Source organism: Mesorhizobium sp. BR1-1-15 (assembly GCF_020165475.1).
Lineage (GTDB): Bacteria > Pseudomonadota > Alphaproteobacteria > Rhizobiales > Rhizobiaceae > Mesorhizobium.
Genome location: NZ_JAIUIF010000018.1, coordinates 84,100 through 98,723, shown reverse-complemented (window position 1 = coordinate 98,723; position 14,624 = coordinate 84,100). Strand labels below are relative to the sequence as shown.

13 protein-coding genes, 1 tRNA gene and 1 riboswitch are annotated in these 14,624 nt (G+C 63.5%); of the genes, 4 read left to right on the top strand and 10 right to left on the bottom strand.

Annotated features, from left to right (window positions below):
- Positions 1 to 78 precede the first annotated feature (78 nt).
- Positions 79 to 876, bottom strand: a complete 798-nt coding sequence (locus tag LB541_RS24730; protein ID WP_140516394.1) for a CbtA family protein — start codon at positions 874 to 876, stop codon at positions 79 to 81.
- A 15-nt stretch (positions 877 to 891) separates the two neighbouring features.
- A complete protein-coding gene (locus tag LB541_RS24725) occupies positions 892 to 1,071 on the bottom strand; it encodes a CbtB domain-containing protein (RefSeq protein WP_140495602.1) in 180 nt (59 codons plus the stop codon).
- 35 nt (positions 1,072 to 1,106) lie between these two features.
- A riboswitch (cobalamin riboswitch) is annotated at positions 1,107 to 1,303 on the bottom strand.
- 134 nt (positions 1,304 to 1,437) lie between these two features.
- Here LB541_RS24725 and LB541_RS24720 point away from each other — a divergent pair.
- Positions 1,438 to 2,607 (top strand): aromatic ring-hydroxylating oxygenase subunit alpha, encoded by a 1,170-nt coding sequence (locus tag LB541_RS24720; RefSeq protein WP_140555009.1) that lies wholly within the window; start codon positions 1,438 to 1,440, stop codon positions 2,605 to 2,607.
- Between the two features lie 3 nt (positions 2,608 to 2,610).
- Here LB541_RS24720 and LB541_RS24715 read toward each other — a convergent pair whose 3' ends face one another.
- Complete coding sequence (locus LB541_RS24715; protein ID WP_140648775.1) at positions 2,611 to 3,810, bottom strand: MFS transporter; 1,200 nt, start codon at positions 3,808 to 3,810, stop codon at positions 2,611 to 2,613.
- A 232-nt stretch (positions 3,811 to 4,042) separates the two neighbouring features.
- Here LB541_RS24715 and LB541_RS24710 point away from each other — a divergent pair, with 232 nt between their 5' ends.
- Entirely contained in the window at positions 4,043 to 5,047 is a 1,005-nt protein-coding gene (locus LB541_RS24710; protein ID WP_140648773.1) for a DUF1624 domain-containing protein, read from the top strand.
- A complete protein-coding gene (locus tag LB541_RS24705) occupies positions 5,044 to 5,520 on the top strand; it encodes a methyltransferase family protein (RefSeq protein WP_140555006.1) in 477 nt (158 codons plus the stop codon). Before LB541_RS24710 ends, LB541_RS24705 begins: the two co-directional genes overlap by 4 nt.
- Positions 5,521 to 5,819: 299 nt before the next feature.
- On the opposite strand, the gene LB541_RS24700 is transcribed toward LB541_RS24705, so the two are convergent.
- From LB541_RS24700 to LB541_RS24690, 3 genes are all read right to left on the bottom strand, one after another.
- The gene (locus tag LB541_RS24700) at positions 5,820 to 6,206 is read right to left on the bottom strand and encodes a MerR family transcriptional regulator (protein ID WP_006203215.1); all 387 of its coding nucleotides are present in this window, start codon (positions 6,204 to 6,206) and stop codon (positions 5,820 to 5,822) included.
- Between the two features lie 125 nt (positions 6,207 to 6,331).
- A complete protein-coding gene (gene mgtE / locus LB541_RS24695; RefSeq protein ID WP_140521139.1) occupies positions 6,332 to 7,750 on the bottom strand; it encodes a magnesium transporter in 1,419 nt (472 codons plus the stop codon).
- 195 nt (positions 7,751 to 7,945) lie between these two features.
- Positions 7,946 to 8,030 (bottom strand) — tRNA-Leu (locus LB541_RS24690).
- A gap of 180 nt (positions 8,031 to 8,210) precedes the next feature.
- On the opposite strand from LB541_RS24690, the gene lipB reads away from it, so the two are divergent.
- Positions 8,211 to 8,954 carry a lipoyl(octanoyl) transferase LipB gene (gene lipB, locus LB541_RS24685; RefSeq protein WP_140516401.1) on the top strand — a complete coding sequence of 248 codons (744 nt, stop codon included), beginning with the start codon at positions 8,211 to 8,213 and terminating at the stop codon, positions 8,952 to 8,954.
- A 16-nt stretch (positions 8,955 to 8,970) separates the two neighbouring features.
- Here the strand turns inward: lipB and LB541_RS24680 are convergent, their stop codons facing one another.
- The 4 genes from LB541_RS24680 to proS all read right to left on the bottom strand — a co-directional run bounded on the left by LB541_RS24680 (position 8,971) and on the right by proS (position 14,227).
- Entirely contained in the window at positions 8,971 to 10,218 is a 1,248-nt protein-coding gene (locus LB541_RS24680; RefSeq protein WP_140516403.1) for a site-2 protease family protein, read from the bottom strand.
- Positions 10,219 to 10,935: 717 nt separating this feature from the next.
- Positions 10,936 to 11,616 carry an ABC transporter ATP-binding protein gene (locus LB541_RS24675; protein WP_140495870.1) on the bottom strand — a complete coding sequence of 227 codons (681 nt, stop codon included), beginning with the start codon at positions 11,614 to 11,616 and terminating at the stop codon, positions 10,936 to 10,938.
- The gene (locus LB541_RS24670) at positions 11,616 to 12,902 is read right to left on the bottom strand and encodes a lipoprotein-releasing ABC transporter permease subunit (protein ID WP_140516404.1); all 1,287 of its coding nucleotides are present in this window, start codon (positions 12,900 to 12,902) and stop codon (positions 11,616 to 11,618) included. Before LB541_RS24670 ends, LB541_RS24675 begins: the two co-directional genes overlap by 1 nt.
- On the bottom strand, positions 12,899 to 14,227 hold the full coding sequence (gene proS, locus LB541_RS24665; RefSeq protein WP_140495593.1) for a proline--tRNA ligase: 1,329 nt from the start codon (positions 14,225 to 14,227) through the stop codon (positions 12,899 to 12,901). Before proS ends, LB541_RS24670 begins: the two co-directional genes overlap by 4 nt.
- Between the last annotated feature and the right edge of the window lie 397 nt (positions 14,228 to 14,624).

The window sequence follows — 14,624 nt, the reverse complement described above, 5'->3', positions numbered from 1 at the left end:
AAGGCGGTCATCAGGGTTGCGGGGTGCGCGCTCTTGCCGGAGCGCGCACCGCCGATGATGAAGGTCAGTCTTCCGCGATCAGGCAAAGCTGTCGCGCAGGCTCGTCGCGCTGCCGGTGAAGCGTCCACGCACCACGCCGACGGCAGCGCCGAGCACGAGCCAGAACACCAGGTTCGTCACTGTCACCGCCACCACGAACTGATGGTGCAGGCCTTCCGGGATCGGCGTCTCGAAACTGTCGGGCTGCGGCGCGCCGACGATATGCGGCGCGACGATCAACACCACACCCAGAATCGCCAGCGGCAGTGATTTGCGGAAGGCGATCAGGGCAAGGCCGATCGCCGTCGCCGCCACCGTCGCCGTCCACCAGATCTGGCGTGGCAGAAGCTCGGCGGCAGGCATGGCCGGCAGTTCCGGCGGCAGGCCGAGGCCCGGCGCCAGCGTGAACACGGCAAAGCCGGCCAGTCCCCAGAACACGCCCTGGCGCCAGTTGCCGATGCCGCCGGCGAATTCCGAAACCGCGACCAGGACCAGCGCGAAGCCGATGCCGGTGACGATGTTGGCAAGCACGCTGAAAGCGAAACGCTCGAAGCCGTCGGCCGGCGCCCAGCCTTCCTCTTCAGCCGGAACAGCTTCAGCGGCTGCCGGCGCGGCGGAGCTCATGGCATTGCCCGCCGGGGCGGCAGAGTTCATGGCGTTGTTGTCGGTCGGGGCCGGTGCGGTATGGTCGTGGTGGTGGCCGCCGCCGGCCTGTTCGTAGACTTCCGCCTTCAGGATCAACGGCACGGTGGCATAGGCCTGCATGCAGGCGAGAACGACACCGGCCACGAGCCCTGCGATCGCCGCGATGAACACGACGTTGCGAAACAGGTTCATGATGTCAAATCCCTATCAGTGGCAGGGAAACGCCATCGAGTGGCGATAGTCGTGCGCGGCATTGTGGACCGCGTCGATATGCGAGAAACCGACAAAGCCTACGACGAAAACGCCGAGCAGCGCCGCGAGCGCGAGCTGCAGGAGGCGCGACTGCGAGGAGATGGAGGCGCCGAGGGAGACGGAAGCGGTATTCATGTCTTGTCCTTTCACCCTCCACCCGAGGGCATCGAAGTCAGTTTCCTGTCGCCGGCAGGTCTCCTGGCTCGCGGATCAGCGCCCTTCCCCACCTTCCCGAAGAAAATCTTCAGTGGCATATGGAGAGGACTACCGCACACAGTTGCGGGGGCAGCCACGGCATTGGGCAACAAATCTGCCCGCACCGCATTCCCTCTTGGCTCCAATCGGAACCGACGACGAAGGTGACTATAGGGAAAATCGCCGCATCCGGCAAACCAAATTCCGACGGCGACAAGCGCTTTAGCGCCGTCCGGCCGCTTGCTCCGCTGCAATTGACAATTTCCGTGGCCGGGTGTCGGCTGCCATCCTCACAGGAGGCCAGCCATGCAGCCCGTCCAGAGCCAGCACGCCCCCTATAACGGCCTCACCCGGGCCGAGCCGACATTGCCGTCCTCGGCCTATTGGGATGCGGCGGCCTACCAGCGCGACCTCGACGCCATCTGGTACAGGAACTGGCTGCTCGTCTGCCGTGAAGCTGATCTCGCCCAACCGCTGGCTTTCCGCACCTTCCGTGTCGGCAGCCAGGAGATCGTCGTGCTGCGTGACGATACCGGCGAACTGCGCGCCTTCCACAACACCTGCCGGCATCGCGGCTCGCAGCTTTGCCAGGAACGCGAGGGGCGGCTGAAGGCGCGGCTGATCACCTGCCCCTACCACGCATGGTCCTATTCGCTGCGCGGCGAGCTCGTGCGCGTGCCATCGAAAACGCTGCCCGAAGGTTTCGACAAGGCGGACCATCCGCTCTATCGCGTCGCGCTGTCGGTCTGGCGCGGCTTCGTCTTCGTCAATCTCGCGGAAGATGCCGCCGGCTCGGCGCACTCATCCTTCGACCCGGCCTCCGGCGATCTCGGCAACTGGCCGCTGGAATCGCTGGTATCGGGCCATGTGCTGCGCAAGGTGATGAACTGCAACTGGAAGATCTTCTGGGAAAACTTCAACGAATGCCTGCATTGCCCCGGCGTCCACAAGGACCTGTCGCGGCTGGTGCCGATCTACGGCCGCGGCCTGATGGGCCGGCATGACGACCCCGAATGGACCCGCCATGCCGACAATGACGCGCCGGAATTTTCCGGCGGGCTGCGGGCGGGTGCCGAAACATGGTCACGTGACGGCCAGGCGCATGGGCCGGTCTTTTCGGGCCTGACGCCGGCCGAGCACGCCGCCGGCCAGACCTACGCCACCAGCCTGCCCTCGATGTTCATCGTCGGCCACGTCGACTATGTCAGGTCCGTACGGCTGGTGCCGCTTGGCCCCGAGCAGACCGAATTGACCGCCGAATGGCTGTTCGCGCCCGACGCGCTCGCCGCCACCGACATCGACAACATCGTCGGATTCGGCACCCAGGTGCTGGAGGAGGATGCCGCGATCTGCGAGGTCAACCAGAAAGGGCTGCGCTCCATGCGCCATAAGGCCGGCGTGCTGATGCCGGAGGAGTACGACCTCCACCGCTTCCACGATTGGGTACGCGAACGACATGCTGCGCTTGTGCCGTAAGCTTCACAGCGACTTCGGCAGATACCGCCAGGTGACATAACCGCAGACCGCCGCAAGCAGGCCGAGCGTGACGAAAACCGAGCCCAGTCCGAAAAAGGCCAGCACCACCGAGTAGACCAGCGGCGGCGTCAGTTCGGAAAAGTCGAGATAAGTGCGGTAGACCGCAGCCATCTGAGCCCGCTCATAAGAGCGGACCGAGCGCATGAAGGCGGTCGAGCCCAGCGCGTCGAGCGCGATGGTGAAGAAGGCGCCGCACAGCAGGAAGGCGCCGGTGACGAGCGGCGCGCTTTCGCCGACGGCACCCGCCGCCAGCAGCACCACCGACATGGCGAAATAGGCAAAAGTCATGGTCCTGCGGCCGCCGAAGCGCTTGCCGGCCTTGCCCCAGAAAATCGCCATGAACAAAAGCGCGTTGCCTGCCGAAACCAGAATGCCGCCGGCAAGTTCGCCCTCACCGGTGATGACCATGAACAGCGGGCCATAGACGAAAAATGTCGTCCAGAAGCAGGAGCGGCCGAAGGCGATCAGCCAGGCCAGCCTCAGCCTCGGCTGCGCGACGAAGCGGCCGATATTGGCCAGCGGGTTGACCGGGCGCGTCTTGCCCGGCCGGATCGAGGCATTGTCGCCGAGCCGGTAGGTCCAGAACAACGCCAGCAGGGCCAAGGCGAATACGGCGACCGCGCCATGCGCGGCATAGATGCCGAAGCGCGTGTAGAGAAAGATGCCGAGCGTCGGCCCACCCGTCCAGGCAAACATCGACCACGCCATGCGCAGCGATTCGGCCTGCATGAAATCGGTCTTGCGGATGTGGTCCATGATGTAGAGGTTGAGCGTGATCGACAGCGCACTGGCGCCCATGACACGGCACAGCATGCCGGCCAATTGCCCTGCGAGCGTATGCGTGACGAAGAACAACGAGCCGATCGCCAGCAGGCAGGCGCCCGCCGTGTAGACCCAGCGCCGTGCGAAGCGCTGGATCAGCATCGGCATGAACAGGGTCACCGACAGGCCGAGCATCGCCACTATGGTGTAGAGGATCGAGACGATCTGCTCGTTGTGGAGGATCTCGTAGGCCTGGATCGGGATGACGCTCGACACCGTGGCGCGAGCGAAGGATTCGACCGCGTAGAGCGAGGCGAAGGTGCGGGCATCCGCGGCCTTGAGGGCCGGTAGCCAGATCGGATGGCGCACATGCGTGGACATTGCTTCCCCAAAGCAGAATCAGCAGCCAAATCTGCGGCCATCAGTTCGCGACCGGTAACAGGAAACCGACGTGCCCCGGATAAAAACGAAGCCGGTCAAAGGCTTTCCGGTGCTGGCCTAAAGGGGTGCCTGATGCAGCGCCGGCTGACTGTCTGTATCGAAGCTCACGGCCTTCTTTTGTCCGGCGTAACCGTGATAGTCCTCGTACGGGGCTGAATCAGATCGCGAGACCATGAGCATCCAGACGCCGACCATGCCCGCCGCGGAGTTGCCGAAGACCAAGCGCATCGTCGCCATCGACATGCTGCGCGGCATCGCGCTGATCGCCATGGCGAGCTACCATTTCACCTGGGACCTGGAATTCTTCGGCTACACCGATCCCGGCCTGACCGCCTTCGGCTGGTGGAAGTTCTATGCTCGCTGCATCGCCTCGACCTTCCTGTTCCTGGTCGGCGTCAGCCTGTATCTCGCCCATGGCAAAGAGATCCGCTGGAACGGCTTCTGGAGACGCTTCGCCATGGTCGCCGGAGCGGCGATCGCCATTTCGGTCGCCACCCGTATCGCCACGCCGGACGGGTGGATCTTCTTCGGCATCCTGCACCAGATCGCGCTGGCGAGCCTGCTCGGGCTGGCATTCCTGCGCCTGCCGGCGCTGCTCACACTGCCGATCGCCGCGGCGGTCATCGCCGTTCCCTTCTATTTTCGGCTGGAATCGTTCGATCACCCCTGGCTGTGGTGGGTCGGCCTTTCCGCGGTCAACCCACACTCCAACGACTATGTCCCGCTGTTCCCGTGGTTCGGTGCGGTGCTTGTGGGCCTCGGAGCGACCAAGCTTGCCTCCGGCTTCGGCGCCTTGGCGCGCCTGGCGGATGTGGCACCCGGGCGCTGGTCCAACCCGCTGGGCTTCATCGGCCGGCACAGCCTGGCCTTCTACCTGATTCACCAGCCGCTGCTGATCGGCAGTGTCTGGTTGTTCTCGCAAGTAATGCCGGCCAAGGTCGAAACCCCGCAGGTGAACTTTCTCAATACCTGCCAGATCTCGTGCGAGCAGCAGCGCGACAGCAAGTTCTGTTCGAGCTATTGTGGGTGCATGCTGGACACGCTGGAGGGCGAGGCAACGCTTGATCGGCTCTACAAGAACGACCAGACCGCCGAATGGAGAGCGCATCTGGCGGATCTCGCCGGCACCTGCACGGCCCAGACCGACAGCAAGATGACGGAGGAAGGTGTCGAATGACCGAGACCCCGCCCAAACCTGGGCTGATACCGTGGCCGCCGCTGATCTACATCGCCGCCATCGCCATCAGTATCGCGCTCGGCCTGCTCTTTCCCCTGCCCTGGATCGGCGACCTCCTGGGCGACCTCCTCTACGCGGCCGGCTGGGTGGCGCTGTTCGGCGTCGCCGCACTCTGGTTCACCGCCATCCGCACCATGACGCGGGCCAAGACCACGCTCAACCCCAACGCCGTGCCGGACCATTTGGTCACCACGGGTCCTTTCGGCATCACCCGCAATCCGATGTACCTCGCCAACACGCTGCTGTTGATCGGCGTTGCCTTCATCTCCGGGATGGTCTGGTTCCTGCCGCTCGCCTTCGTCGCCGCCTTCGTCACGCAGAAGGTCGCGGTGGAAAAGGAAGAAAAGATGCTGTCGGCAAAGTTCGGCAAAAAATACCGCGACTATGCCAAAAGAGTGCGGCGCTGGATTTGAGCATCTGAACGCCGGCTGCCAGAGCCATATCGGGAAGATAACGGTTTCCGATTTGTGGCGGAGACCAACAATTTGTCGATGTCGGCGCCGCCCCTCACCTGCCTGCCGGCATCCTCTCCCCGTATAGTGACGGGGAGAGGGGCGCTGTCATCAGCGGTTTCGCCAGCCACCAGCGTTGCAGGAAAGAGACCGAGATCACGGTCAGCCCCCTTCTCCCCGTCACTATACGGGGAGAAGTGCCCGGCAGGGCGATGAGGGGCGGCGCCGACTCTAAAGCGATTGTCCTGCCTGGAAGGCCGCTACGTATTAACCCCGAGCTCGACCAGCCGCTCAACGCAGGATTCCTCGGCCTGGTCGAGTTCGGCCAATGTCTCCTCGAGGTCGCGGCGCTTTTGCCTCAGATCCTCGCGCTTTTCCTCGATGCGCTTGATCATCAGCTTGAGCTGGCCGACCTCGCCGGGCGGTTCCTTGTACATCTGGATGATTTCGCGGATCTCGTTGATCGAGAAGCCGAGCCGTTTTCCGCGCATGATCTGCCGGATCAAGTGTCGGTCGGATGGACGAAACAGCCGCGTGCGGCCCCGCCGCACCGGCTGCACCAGTCCCTCGTCCTCGTAGAACCGCAGCGTCCGCGTCGACACGTCGAATTCGCGCGTCAGCTCGGTGATCGAATAATATTCCCGCATTCTCGCCCCATAGCCGGAGATTGGCGACTGCTGCTCTCCGTCCGCGGCAGACCTGCCGGAATCGGCCGCAGTCTGCCTGTCGCCGAGCCTCGCACGGCATTTACGTAAAAGTCAATTGAGCCGGATCAATGGACGCCGAACCACCACGTGGCAAGGCCCAGAAAAGCGAAGAAACCAACGACGTCGGTGACCGTGGTGACAAAGACCGCCGAAGCGACCGCGGGATCGACCTTGAAGCGGTCGAGCAGCAGCGGGATCAGGATGCCGGCAAGGGCCGCAACGAACATGTTGATGATCATGGCCGCGGCGATGATGCCGCCCAGATTGGCATCGCGGAACCAGACGGCGGCTACGATGCCGATCAATATGGCGAAAACGATGCCGTTGATGAAGCCCACGCCTATCTCGCGGCGAATGATGCGGCCGGCATTGTAGATGTCGAGATCCCTTGTCGCCAGCGCCCGCACGGTGACGGTCATGGTCTGCGAACCGGCATTGCCGCCCATCCCGGCCACGATCGGCATCAGCACGGCGAGCGCCACAATGCGCTCGATCGTGTGGTCGAACAGGCCGATCACCGATGCCGCGAGGAAGGCGGTCAGGAGATTGACAAGCAGCCATGGCACACGCGAACGCGAGGTCGAAAAGATGCTGTCGGAAAGCTCTTCGTCGCCGACGCCGCCCATGCGCAGGAGATCTTCCTCGGCTTCCTGCTGGATGACGTCGACGACGTCGTCGATGGTCAGCACGCCGACCAGCCGCTCGTTCTCGTCGACGACGGCGGCCGACAGAAGGTCATATTGCTCGAACTCCCGCGCGGCCTCTTCCTGGTCCATCGTGGCCGGAATGGCGTGCCGCGTCTCATGCATGACCTCCTCGACCTTGACCGAGCGCTTGGTGCGCAGGATCTGGTCGAGGTCTATGGCGCCAAGCAGCTTGAAGCTCGGGTCGATGACGAAGATCTGGCTGAAGCGGTCGGGAAGGTTCTTGTCCTCGCGCATGTAGTCGATGGTCTGGCCGACCGTCCAGAACGGCGGCACCGCGACGAACTCCGTCTGCATGCGCCGCCCGGCGGTCTCCTCGGGGTAGTCGAGCGAGCGACGTAGCCTGATGCGCTCGGTAAACGGCAGCTGCGACAGGATCTCGTCCTGGTCCTCCGGTTCGAGATCCTCGAGGATGTAGACCGCGTCGTCGGAATCGAGTTCCTGCACCGCCTGGGCAATCTGCGCGTTGGGCAGATTGTCGACGATGTCCATCCGGATCGCCTCGTCGACCTCGGTCAGCGCGGAAAAATCGAAGTCGGCCCCCAAAAGCTCGACAAGGGCGCGCCGCTGGTCGGGATGCAGCGCCTCGATCAGGTCGCCCATTTCAGACTGGTGCAGGTCGTCGACCTCACGCTTGAGCGTGAGCGTATCGCGGTCGGCGATCGCCGCGCCGATCTGGGCGAGAAAGGACGAAAGGACAGCGCCGTCCTCACCGTAGATGTCGGCGCGGTGTTCGTCAGCGCCCCCAGCGCCGGTCGTCCGTTCGTCCTGGCCTTCCACCAGCGCCTCCCGCCATTGCAATCCTGGAAAAGGTGCGTCTCAGGTCTAGAACATCGGACCCGAAAGTGGAAACCGGTTTCGGGAAAATCCGACGCCCAAAAAGAAACTGGCGTAACGCGCGGGAATATCAAACGAAATGCGCGGTGCCCGTAGGGCTGGAGGTGCCGCTACAAATCAGATTCTGGGGAGAGAGAATGGTGCGGTCGAGAAGACTCGAACTTCCACGGGTTGCCCCACAGCGACCTCAACGCTGCGCGTCTACCAATTCCGCCACGACCGCACGTGGTAGGAGCCGGAACCGACCGGCTCGCGGCGTGTAGCAAATCGTTTCCGGCGAAACAAGTGCGCCCCGAGCATTTAATCGCTGGGAATTGCCATAACGGATCAAAGCGCCAAAATGCGCCGCGAACTGGACGTTTCGGCCCGATATCGCCATATGGAGTACAACAAGGGACACCCCATGCCAGAACGCAGCCAGATCGCCACGTCGTTCCTGCCTTTGCCCGGTTCGGCGCCCGTCGAATGGGCGATCGAGCCCGGCCTCACCGCCTATCCCGAGGCGCTTGCCTTCATGGAGGCGCGCGCCGAAGCGATCCGCAGCGGGGCCGCCGGCGAGATGGTCTGGCTGGTCGAGCATCCGCCGCTCTATACCGCCGGCACCAGTGCGCGCAGCGAGGACCTGATCGACGCCAACCGGTTCCCGGTGTTTTCGGCCGGCCGCGGCGGCGAATACACCTATCATGGGCCGGGCCAGCGCGTCGCCTACGTCATGCTCGACCTGAAACGCCGCCGCGAGGATGTGCGCGCCTTCGTCGCCGCCCTCGAACAGTGGATCATCGGCACGCTCGCCGCCTTCAACGTCAATGGCGAGCGCCGTGAGGATCGCGTCGGCGTCTGGGTGGTGCGGCCCGATCGCCCTGCCCTGCCGGACGGCTCTGCCGCGGAGGACAAGATCGCGGCAATAGGTATTCGGCTCAGGCGCTGGGTGAGTTTTCACGGCATCGCCATCAATGTCGAGCCGGACCTCGGCCATTTCAGTGGTATCGTGCCGTGCGGCGTGCAGGACCACGGCGTCACCAGCCTTGTCGATCTCGGGCTGCCGGTGACGATGGCCGATCTCGATCTGGCGCTGAAATCAGCGTTCGAGGATGTCTTCGGCCCGGCTACGGCCTTGCCCTTGGAAACAGCCCGCGAGGCCGGCTGAACGCTTCCCGGACAGCTCAGATCAGCCGTGCCGACGCCCAGAGCACTCCATAACCGTGGATGACGAACACCGCCAGCAGCGCGCCGGCGATGACGAAACGGTCGGCCGTGCGGATCGGCTTCAGTTCGTGGCGCGGCCTCACCCCGCTGCCCGCTGTCAGAAGGCTGAGGATTGCAAAGACCGCGCCGGCCGCGAGCAGAAAGCCGATGGAAAAGCCGGCCCGCCAGCCAAGCGCCAGGAACGCCGAGAGCAGGAAGAAGGAGGCCAGCGCCAGCGCGACCGGCCCCGGGCAGATCTGGCGCAGCACCTGGCCGCCATCGAATTTCCACACCGGCACCAGATTGGCGATGTTGAACAGGGCAGCACAGCCCGCCAGTGTCGCCAGCAATGTCGCGGCAAGCCAGTGCCCTTCCGCGCTTGCAAACGTGCTGCCCATCATCGCCAACGGCACCAGGAAAGCAGAGAACCCGGCGCCCATCAGCGCCACGAACGCAACTTCGAAACGGCTGTCATAGGGCCGGCCGCCAATGGCGAGGCCGCCGAGCAGCGGGATGAAGATCATGCGCGCCCTGCGGTGGCCCATCAGGCGGAATGCCGCCATGTGGCCGAGCTCGTGCAGGGCGACAACGGAAGTCAGGATCGCGGCCAGAGCAAGCCCGCCGCGGTGAAGCCCGAAGAACGGCCACAGGATGAATGCCGAGAGAGCGGCGAAGCCGAGCTGACTCAGCGGATGTTCGAACCAGCCGCCCTTGCGATACCGCCCTGTCCTGGCCCAGCCATCCAGCTTGGCGAGTTCGCGGCGCATGGCGAAATAGCGGAACGCCAGGAAGGCCACGCCGCGGTAACGGTCGGTCTGGGTGAGCGTAACCCGGGTGGCCTCGCCAATCGAGACCAACTGCGCGGTTTCCCGATAATGCGCCCAGAAAGACGGATCGAGCGCCGTGTCCTCGATGACGCGCATCGAAAAGCACCTGCCATGCACGACATTCTCGAGCAGGGCCTTGCGTTCGATCGGCAGGCCGTCCCGGCCCTCCCAGGACATTCTGGTGCGGACCACTCCCTCGCCCAGCATCTCCGCCGAGAGGATTTCGCCGGACCAGCCGGCATTGCTCCCGAGCGGCCACAGCGCCTGCCACAGACGCTGCCGGTCGGCCGCGACCGTGCGGCTGAGCCTGATTGTGCGCAAACCAAGCGGCACGCTCATCAGGAGAAAAATCAGCCCTAGATTGCTGGCCACGAGGAAGGCGGCGACGATGGGCGACACGCGGCGCTCCTGCTTTCAGGAGCGACACCCTAGCGCCATGGGCGGCAAGAAAGGCTTAACGGCAAAGCGGACTTTCGTCCGCCGGAACAGCGACGGCAGACACTGTCACCTCACATGGCTCCGATCCAGATCGCCATGGAAATGAGGAAGGTGCTCATGCAAACCAGCGAGATGACATCCTGAACCAGATCGGTCATAACTCTCTCCTGTTGTTGATATGTTCGCAATTTGTTCTAATTTTGTTTCAAAGTCAACGAGCGGAATCCGTCCGCTGCCGGAATTTTCGAGCGATCAAACCGGCAGGGTTAAGAAAAGGTTGACGGCGCGGGACCTATCAACAGGTCAGGAAGATGTCGGCGACGCTATCGTCAGTTAGCGTATGGGATGAGCGCCTGCTTGCACTCAACGTCAGTCGAGACAATAGTGGGTAAGCTAAGACTGCCGAGTGATGGACGTGAGGCAACACCAAGGCGCCAATCAAGCTGATCGCTGGCGAAAGCGCATGAGGCAAGGCCACCGGTGGCGCCTCTCGCGCAGCTTGTAACCTGGCTGCTCATCCTGGTGATGATCGCGATCTCTTCCACCCTGATCGCACTGAAGGCTCATTGGCGGTTCTGATCCCGGAGGGATCAGTATCCCCGACGGGAAACTAAACCCGCGGAAATCTCGCTGGACGTTGTTAAGGTTGGACCCAATCTCGCAGCGGACATCAGAGTTCTACAGCGGCACCACCTTGCCCTCGGCCAGGGTGACGCGCCGGTCCATGCGCGCTGCCAGCTGGTGATTGTGGGTGGCGATCAGCGCCGCGAGGCCCGATTGCCGCACCAATGCCTCCAGCGCCTCGAACACATAGGAAGCAGTGACCGGGTCGAGATTGCCGGTCGGCTCGTCCGCCAGCAGCACCAGCGGCGCATTGGCGACCGCACGCGCGATTGCCACGCGCTGCTGCTCGCCGCCCGACAGTTCGGACGGCCGGTGCGATGCACGCTTGCCGATCTGCATGTAGTCGAGCAGCTGCGCCGCGCGCTCGGCCGCCTCCTTGCGCGGCAGACCTTTGATGAGCTGCGGCATCATGATGTTTTCCAGCGCCGAAAACTCCGGCAGCAGATGGTGGAACTGGTAGACGAAGCCGACATCGTTGCGGCGGATCGAGGTGCGCTCGTCATCGGATAGCCGGCCGCAGGCCCGGCCGGAGAGAATCACGTCGCCGGCGTCGGGCCGTTCCAAGAGCCCTGCCGTATGCAGCAGCGTCGATTTGCCGGTGCCGGACGGCGCCACCAGCGCCACCATCTCGCCGCGCTTCAGCGAGAAGTCCGCACCGTTCAGAATGGTGAGCTTGCGCGGCCCCTGGACATAATGCCGCTCGACGCTCTTCAACTCGATAATGGCCTGCGCCATCATTCGTACCTCAGCGCTTCGACCGGATCAAGGCGGGCCGCCCGCCATGCCGGAAACAACGTCGCCAGGAAGGACAGGCCGAGCGCCATGATGACGACATAGGTCGTCTCGCGCGGATCCATCTTCGCCGGCAACTGGCTGAGGAAATAGAGCTCCGGATTGAACAGCACCTTGCCGGTCATCCAGGAGAAGAACTCGCGGATCGATTCGATGTTGAGGCAGATGATCACGCCGAGCAGCACGCCGGCGATGGTGCCGGTGACGCCGATCGCCGCGCCCGTCATCAGGAATATGCGCAGGATGGCGCCGCGCGAGGCGCCCATGGTGCGCAGGATGGCGATGTCGTGCCCCTTGTCCTTCACCAGCATGACCAACCCGGAGATGATGTTGAGCGCCGCCACCAGCACGATCAGCGTCAGGATCATGAACATGACGTTGCGCTCCACCTGCAGGGCGGAAAAGAAGGTCTCGTTGCGTTGCCGCCAGTCGACGAGGTCGATGGGTCGCTGCGCCGCTTCTTCCACCTTCGGCTTCAGCGCGTCGACATCATCGGGATTGTCGACATAGATCTCGATCGTCTGCGCCCGTCCGTCCATGTTGAAATAAAGCTGCGCTTCCGAGAACGGCATGTAGACGATGGAGGCGTCATATTCCGACATGCCGACTTCGAAGATCGCCGCGATCTTGTAGCCCTTCATGCGCGGCGTCGTGCCGAGCGGCGTCACGTCGCCGTCCGGCGAGATGAGCGTGATCGTGTCGCCGAGCGCCAGGCCGAGATTCTCCGCCATGCGCTTGCCGATGGCGACGCCCTCGCCCGTGTCGAAATCGGCGATCGAGCCCTGCTTGATGTTGCTGGCGACGATGGCGATCTTGCCCAGGTCCTCGCCCCTGATACCGCGCACCAGCGCGCCGGAGCCGCCGCCGACATTGCCTTGCGCCAGCACTTGGCCGTCGATCAGCGGAATGGCGTATTTGACGCCGGCCACGCCGTTGATGCGGCCGGCGACCTGCGCATAGTCCTCAAGCGGCGAATCCAGCGGCTGCACGATCAGATGGCCGTTTACGCCGAGAATGCGGGTGAGCAGCTCGGCCCTGAACCCGTTCATGACGGCCATCACCACGATCAGCGTCGCCACCCCCAGCATGATGCCGAGGAAGGAGATCGAGGCGATGACCGAGATCACCGTCTCCTTGCGTCGCGAGCGCAGATAGCGCCACGCCACCGTGCGTTCGAAGATGGAAAACGGTCCGGCGCCTGCCGGTCTCGCTGCCGCCGCCTCGCTCATGCGGCGGCACCGAAGCGTTTTTTCGCATCGGCGATCGGCAGCGTCACGCGCTCGCCGGTCTTGCGGTTCTTGATCTCGACCTCGCCGGCGGCCACGCCGCGCGGTCCGACGATCACCTGCCAGGGCAGGCCGATCAGGTCGGCGGTGGCGAACTTGCCGCCCGGCCGCTGGTCGGTGTCGTCATAGAGCACATCCTTGCCGGCGGCAGTGAAAGCTGCGTTGAGTTCATCGCAGACACGGTCGCAATCGGCATCGCCGGCTTTCATGTTGATCAGGCCGATGTCGAACGGCGCCACCGCTTCCGGCCAGATGATGCCGTTCTCGTCATGGCTGGCTTCGATGATCGCCGCAACCAGCCGCGACGGGCCGATGCCGTAGGAACCGCCGGAAGCGAAATGATCCTTGCCGTCGGGCCCGGTCACCTTGGCGCCCATCGGCTTGGAGTATTTCTCGCCGAAATGGAAGATATGGCCGACTTCGATGCCGCGCGCCGAAACCTTGTCGCTGTCGGGAACCTCAGCCCAGGCCGCTTCGTCATGCATTTCGTCGGTCGCGGCGTAAGGCGTCGTCCAGGTCTTGACGATGCCTGATATCTCGGCGTCGTTGGAGAAATCGGTGTTGGCTCCGGGCACGCCGAGCGACAGATAATCGCGATGGCAGAACACCTGGCTCTCGCCGGTGTCGGCCAGGATGATGAATTCATGGCTGAGATCGCCGCCGATCGGACCGGTGTCGGCCCGCATCGGGATCGCCTGTAGGCCCATGCGGGTGAAGGTCCGGAGATAGGACACGAACATCCTGTTGTAGGCGGCTCTCGCGCCTTCGAAGTCGAGATCGAAGGAGTAGGCATCCTTCATCAGGAATTCCCGGCTGCGCATGACGCCGAAGCGCGGCCGCACCTCGTCGCGGAACTTCCACTGGATGTGGTAGAGGTTGAGCGGCAAGTCCTTGTAGGACTTTACATAGGCGCGGAAGATCTCGGTGACCATTTCCTCGTTGGTCGGGCCGTAAAGCATGTCGCGGTCCTGGCGGTCCTTGATGCGCAACATCTCCTTGCCGTAGTCGTTATAGCGGCCGCTTTCGCGCCAAAGGTCGGCCGACTGGATGGTCGGCATCAGGATTTCCAGCGCGCCGGCGCGGTTCTGTTCCTCGCGGATGATCTGGCAGACCTTGTCCAGGACCCGTTTGCCCAGCGGCAGCCAGGAAAAACTGCCCTGCCCCTGCTGGCGGATCATGCCGGCGCGCAGCATCAGCCGATGCGAGACGATCTCCGCCTCGCGCGGATTCTCTTTGAGGATGGGCAGGAAATAGCGCGACAAACGCATGGACTGGTCCGTGAATGAGGAGGCCGCGCCAGAATCGGTGCGACGCAGGCTTGCTTGCCCCGGCTTCATAGCCATTTCATGGCGCAATGGGAACCCGGACGCATCGACCCGGAAATCGGAAATTCAGCTTACGAACGGCGTGGCGCGCGGAATGAAAACGTTTTGAGCACCCCTCGCGCGCGCCGCGAATGCTGGACGATCGAAGGAGCCACGGTTGCATAAAACGCCCGGCTGGTGGTTTCCCAAGCAAAGCCTGCCGTACTATTGTGCAGTGCAGCACGAGAATGCCCGTTTCAAGGCAAAATTCTTCGTGACATTTTCATTTCCGTTGGGCTAATGTGCCCCGATAACCGAGAGAGCAGAGAAAAATCTGTTCTCCTACGCGGTCAAAGTCTTG

What these genes read in the sequence shown, in the direction of transcription:
- LB541_RS24725 (WP_140495602.1), bottom strand. Translation starts at nt 1,071, where the DNA reads ATGAATACCGCTTCCGTCTCCCTCGGCGCCTCCATCTCCTCGCAGTCG.
- LB541_RS24710 (WP_140648773.1), top strand. Translation starts at nt 4,043, where the DNA reads ATGAGCATCCAGACGCCGACCATGCCCGCCGCGGAGTTGCCGAAGACC.
- LB541_RS24675 (WP_140495870.1), bottom strand. Translation starts at nt 11,616, where the DNA reads ATGGCGCAGGCCATTATCGAGTTGAAGAGCGTCGAGCGGCATTATGTC.
- LB541_RS24700 (WP_006203215.1), bottom strand. Translation starts at nt 6,206, where the DNA reads ATGCGGGAATATTATTCGATCACCGAGCTGACGCGCGAATTCGACGTG.
- lipB (WP_140516401.1), top strand. Translation starts at nt 8,211, where the DNA reads ATGCCAGAACGCAGCCAGATCGCCACGTCGTTCCTGCCTTTGCCCGGT.
- LB541_RS24670 (WP_140516404.1), bottom strand. Translation starts at nt 12,902, where the DNA reads ATGAGCGAGGCGGCGGCAGCGAGACCGGCAGGCGCCGGACCGTTTTCC.
- LB541_RS24720 (WP_140555009.1), top strand. Translation starts at nt 1,438, where the DNA reads ATGCAGCCCGTCCAGAGCCAGCACGCCCCCTATAACGGCCTCACCCGG.
- LB541_RS24715 (WP_140648775.1), bottom strand. Translation starts at nt 3,810, where the DNA reads ATGTCCACGCATGTGCGCCATCCGATCTGGCTACCGGCCCTCAAGGCC.
- proS (WP_140495593.1), bottom strand. Translation starts at nt 14,227, where the DNA reads ATGCGTTTGTCGCGCTATTTCCTGCCCATCCTCAAAGAGAATCCGCGC.
- LB541_RS24705 (WP_140555006.1), top strand. Translation starts at nt 5,044, where the DNA reads ATGACCGAGACCCCGCCCAAACCTGGGCTGATACCGTGGCCGCCGCTG.
- LB541_RS24730 (WP_140516394.1), bottom strand. Translation starts at nt 876, where the DNA reads ATGAACCTGTTTCGCAACGTCGTGTTCATCGCGGCGATCGCAGGGCTC.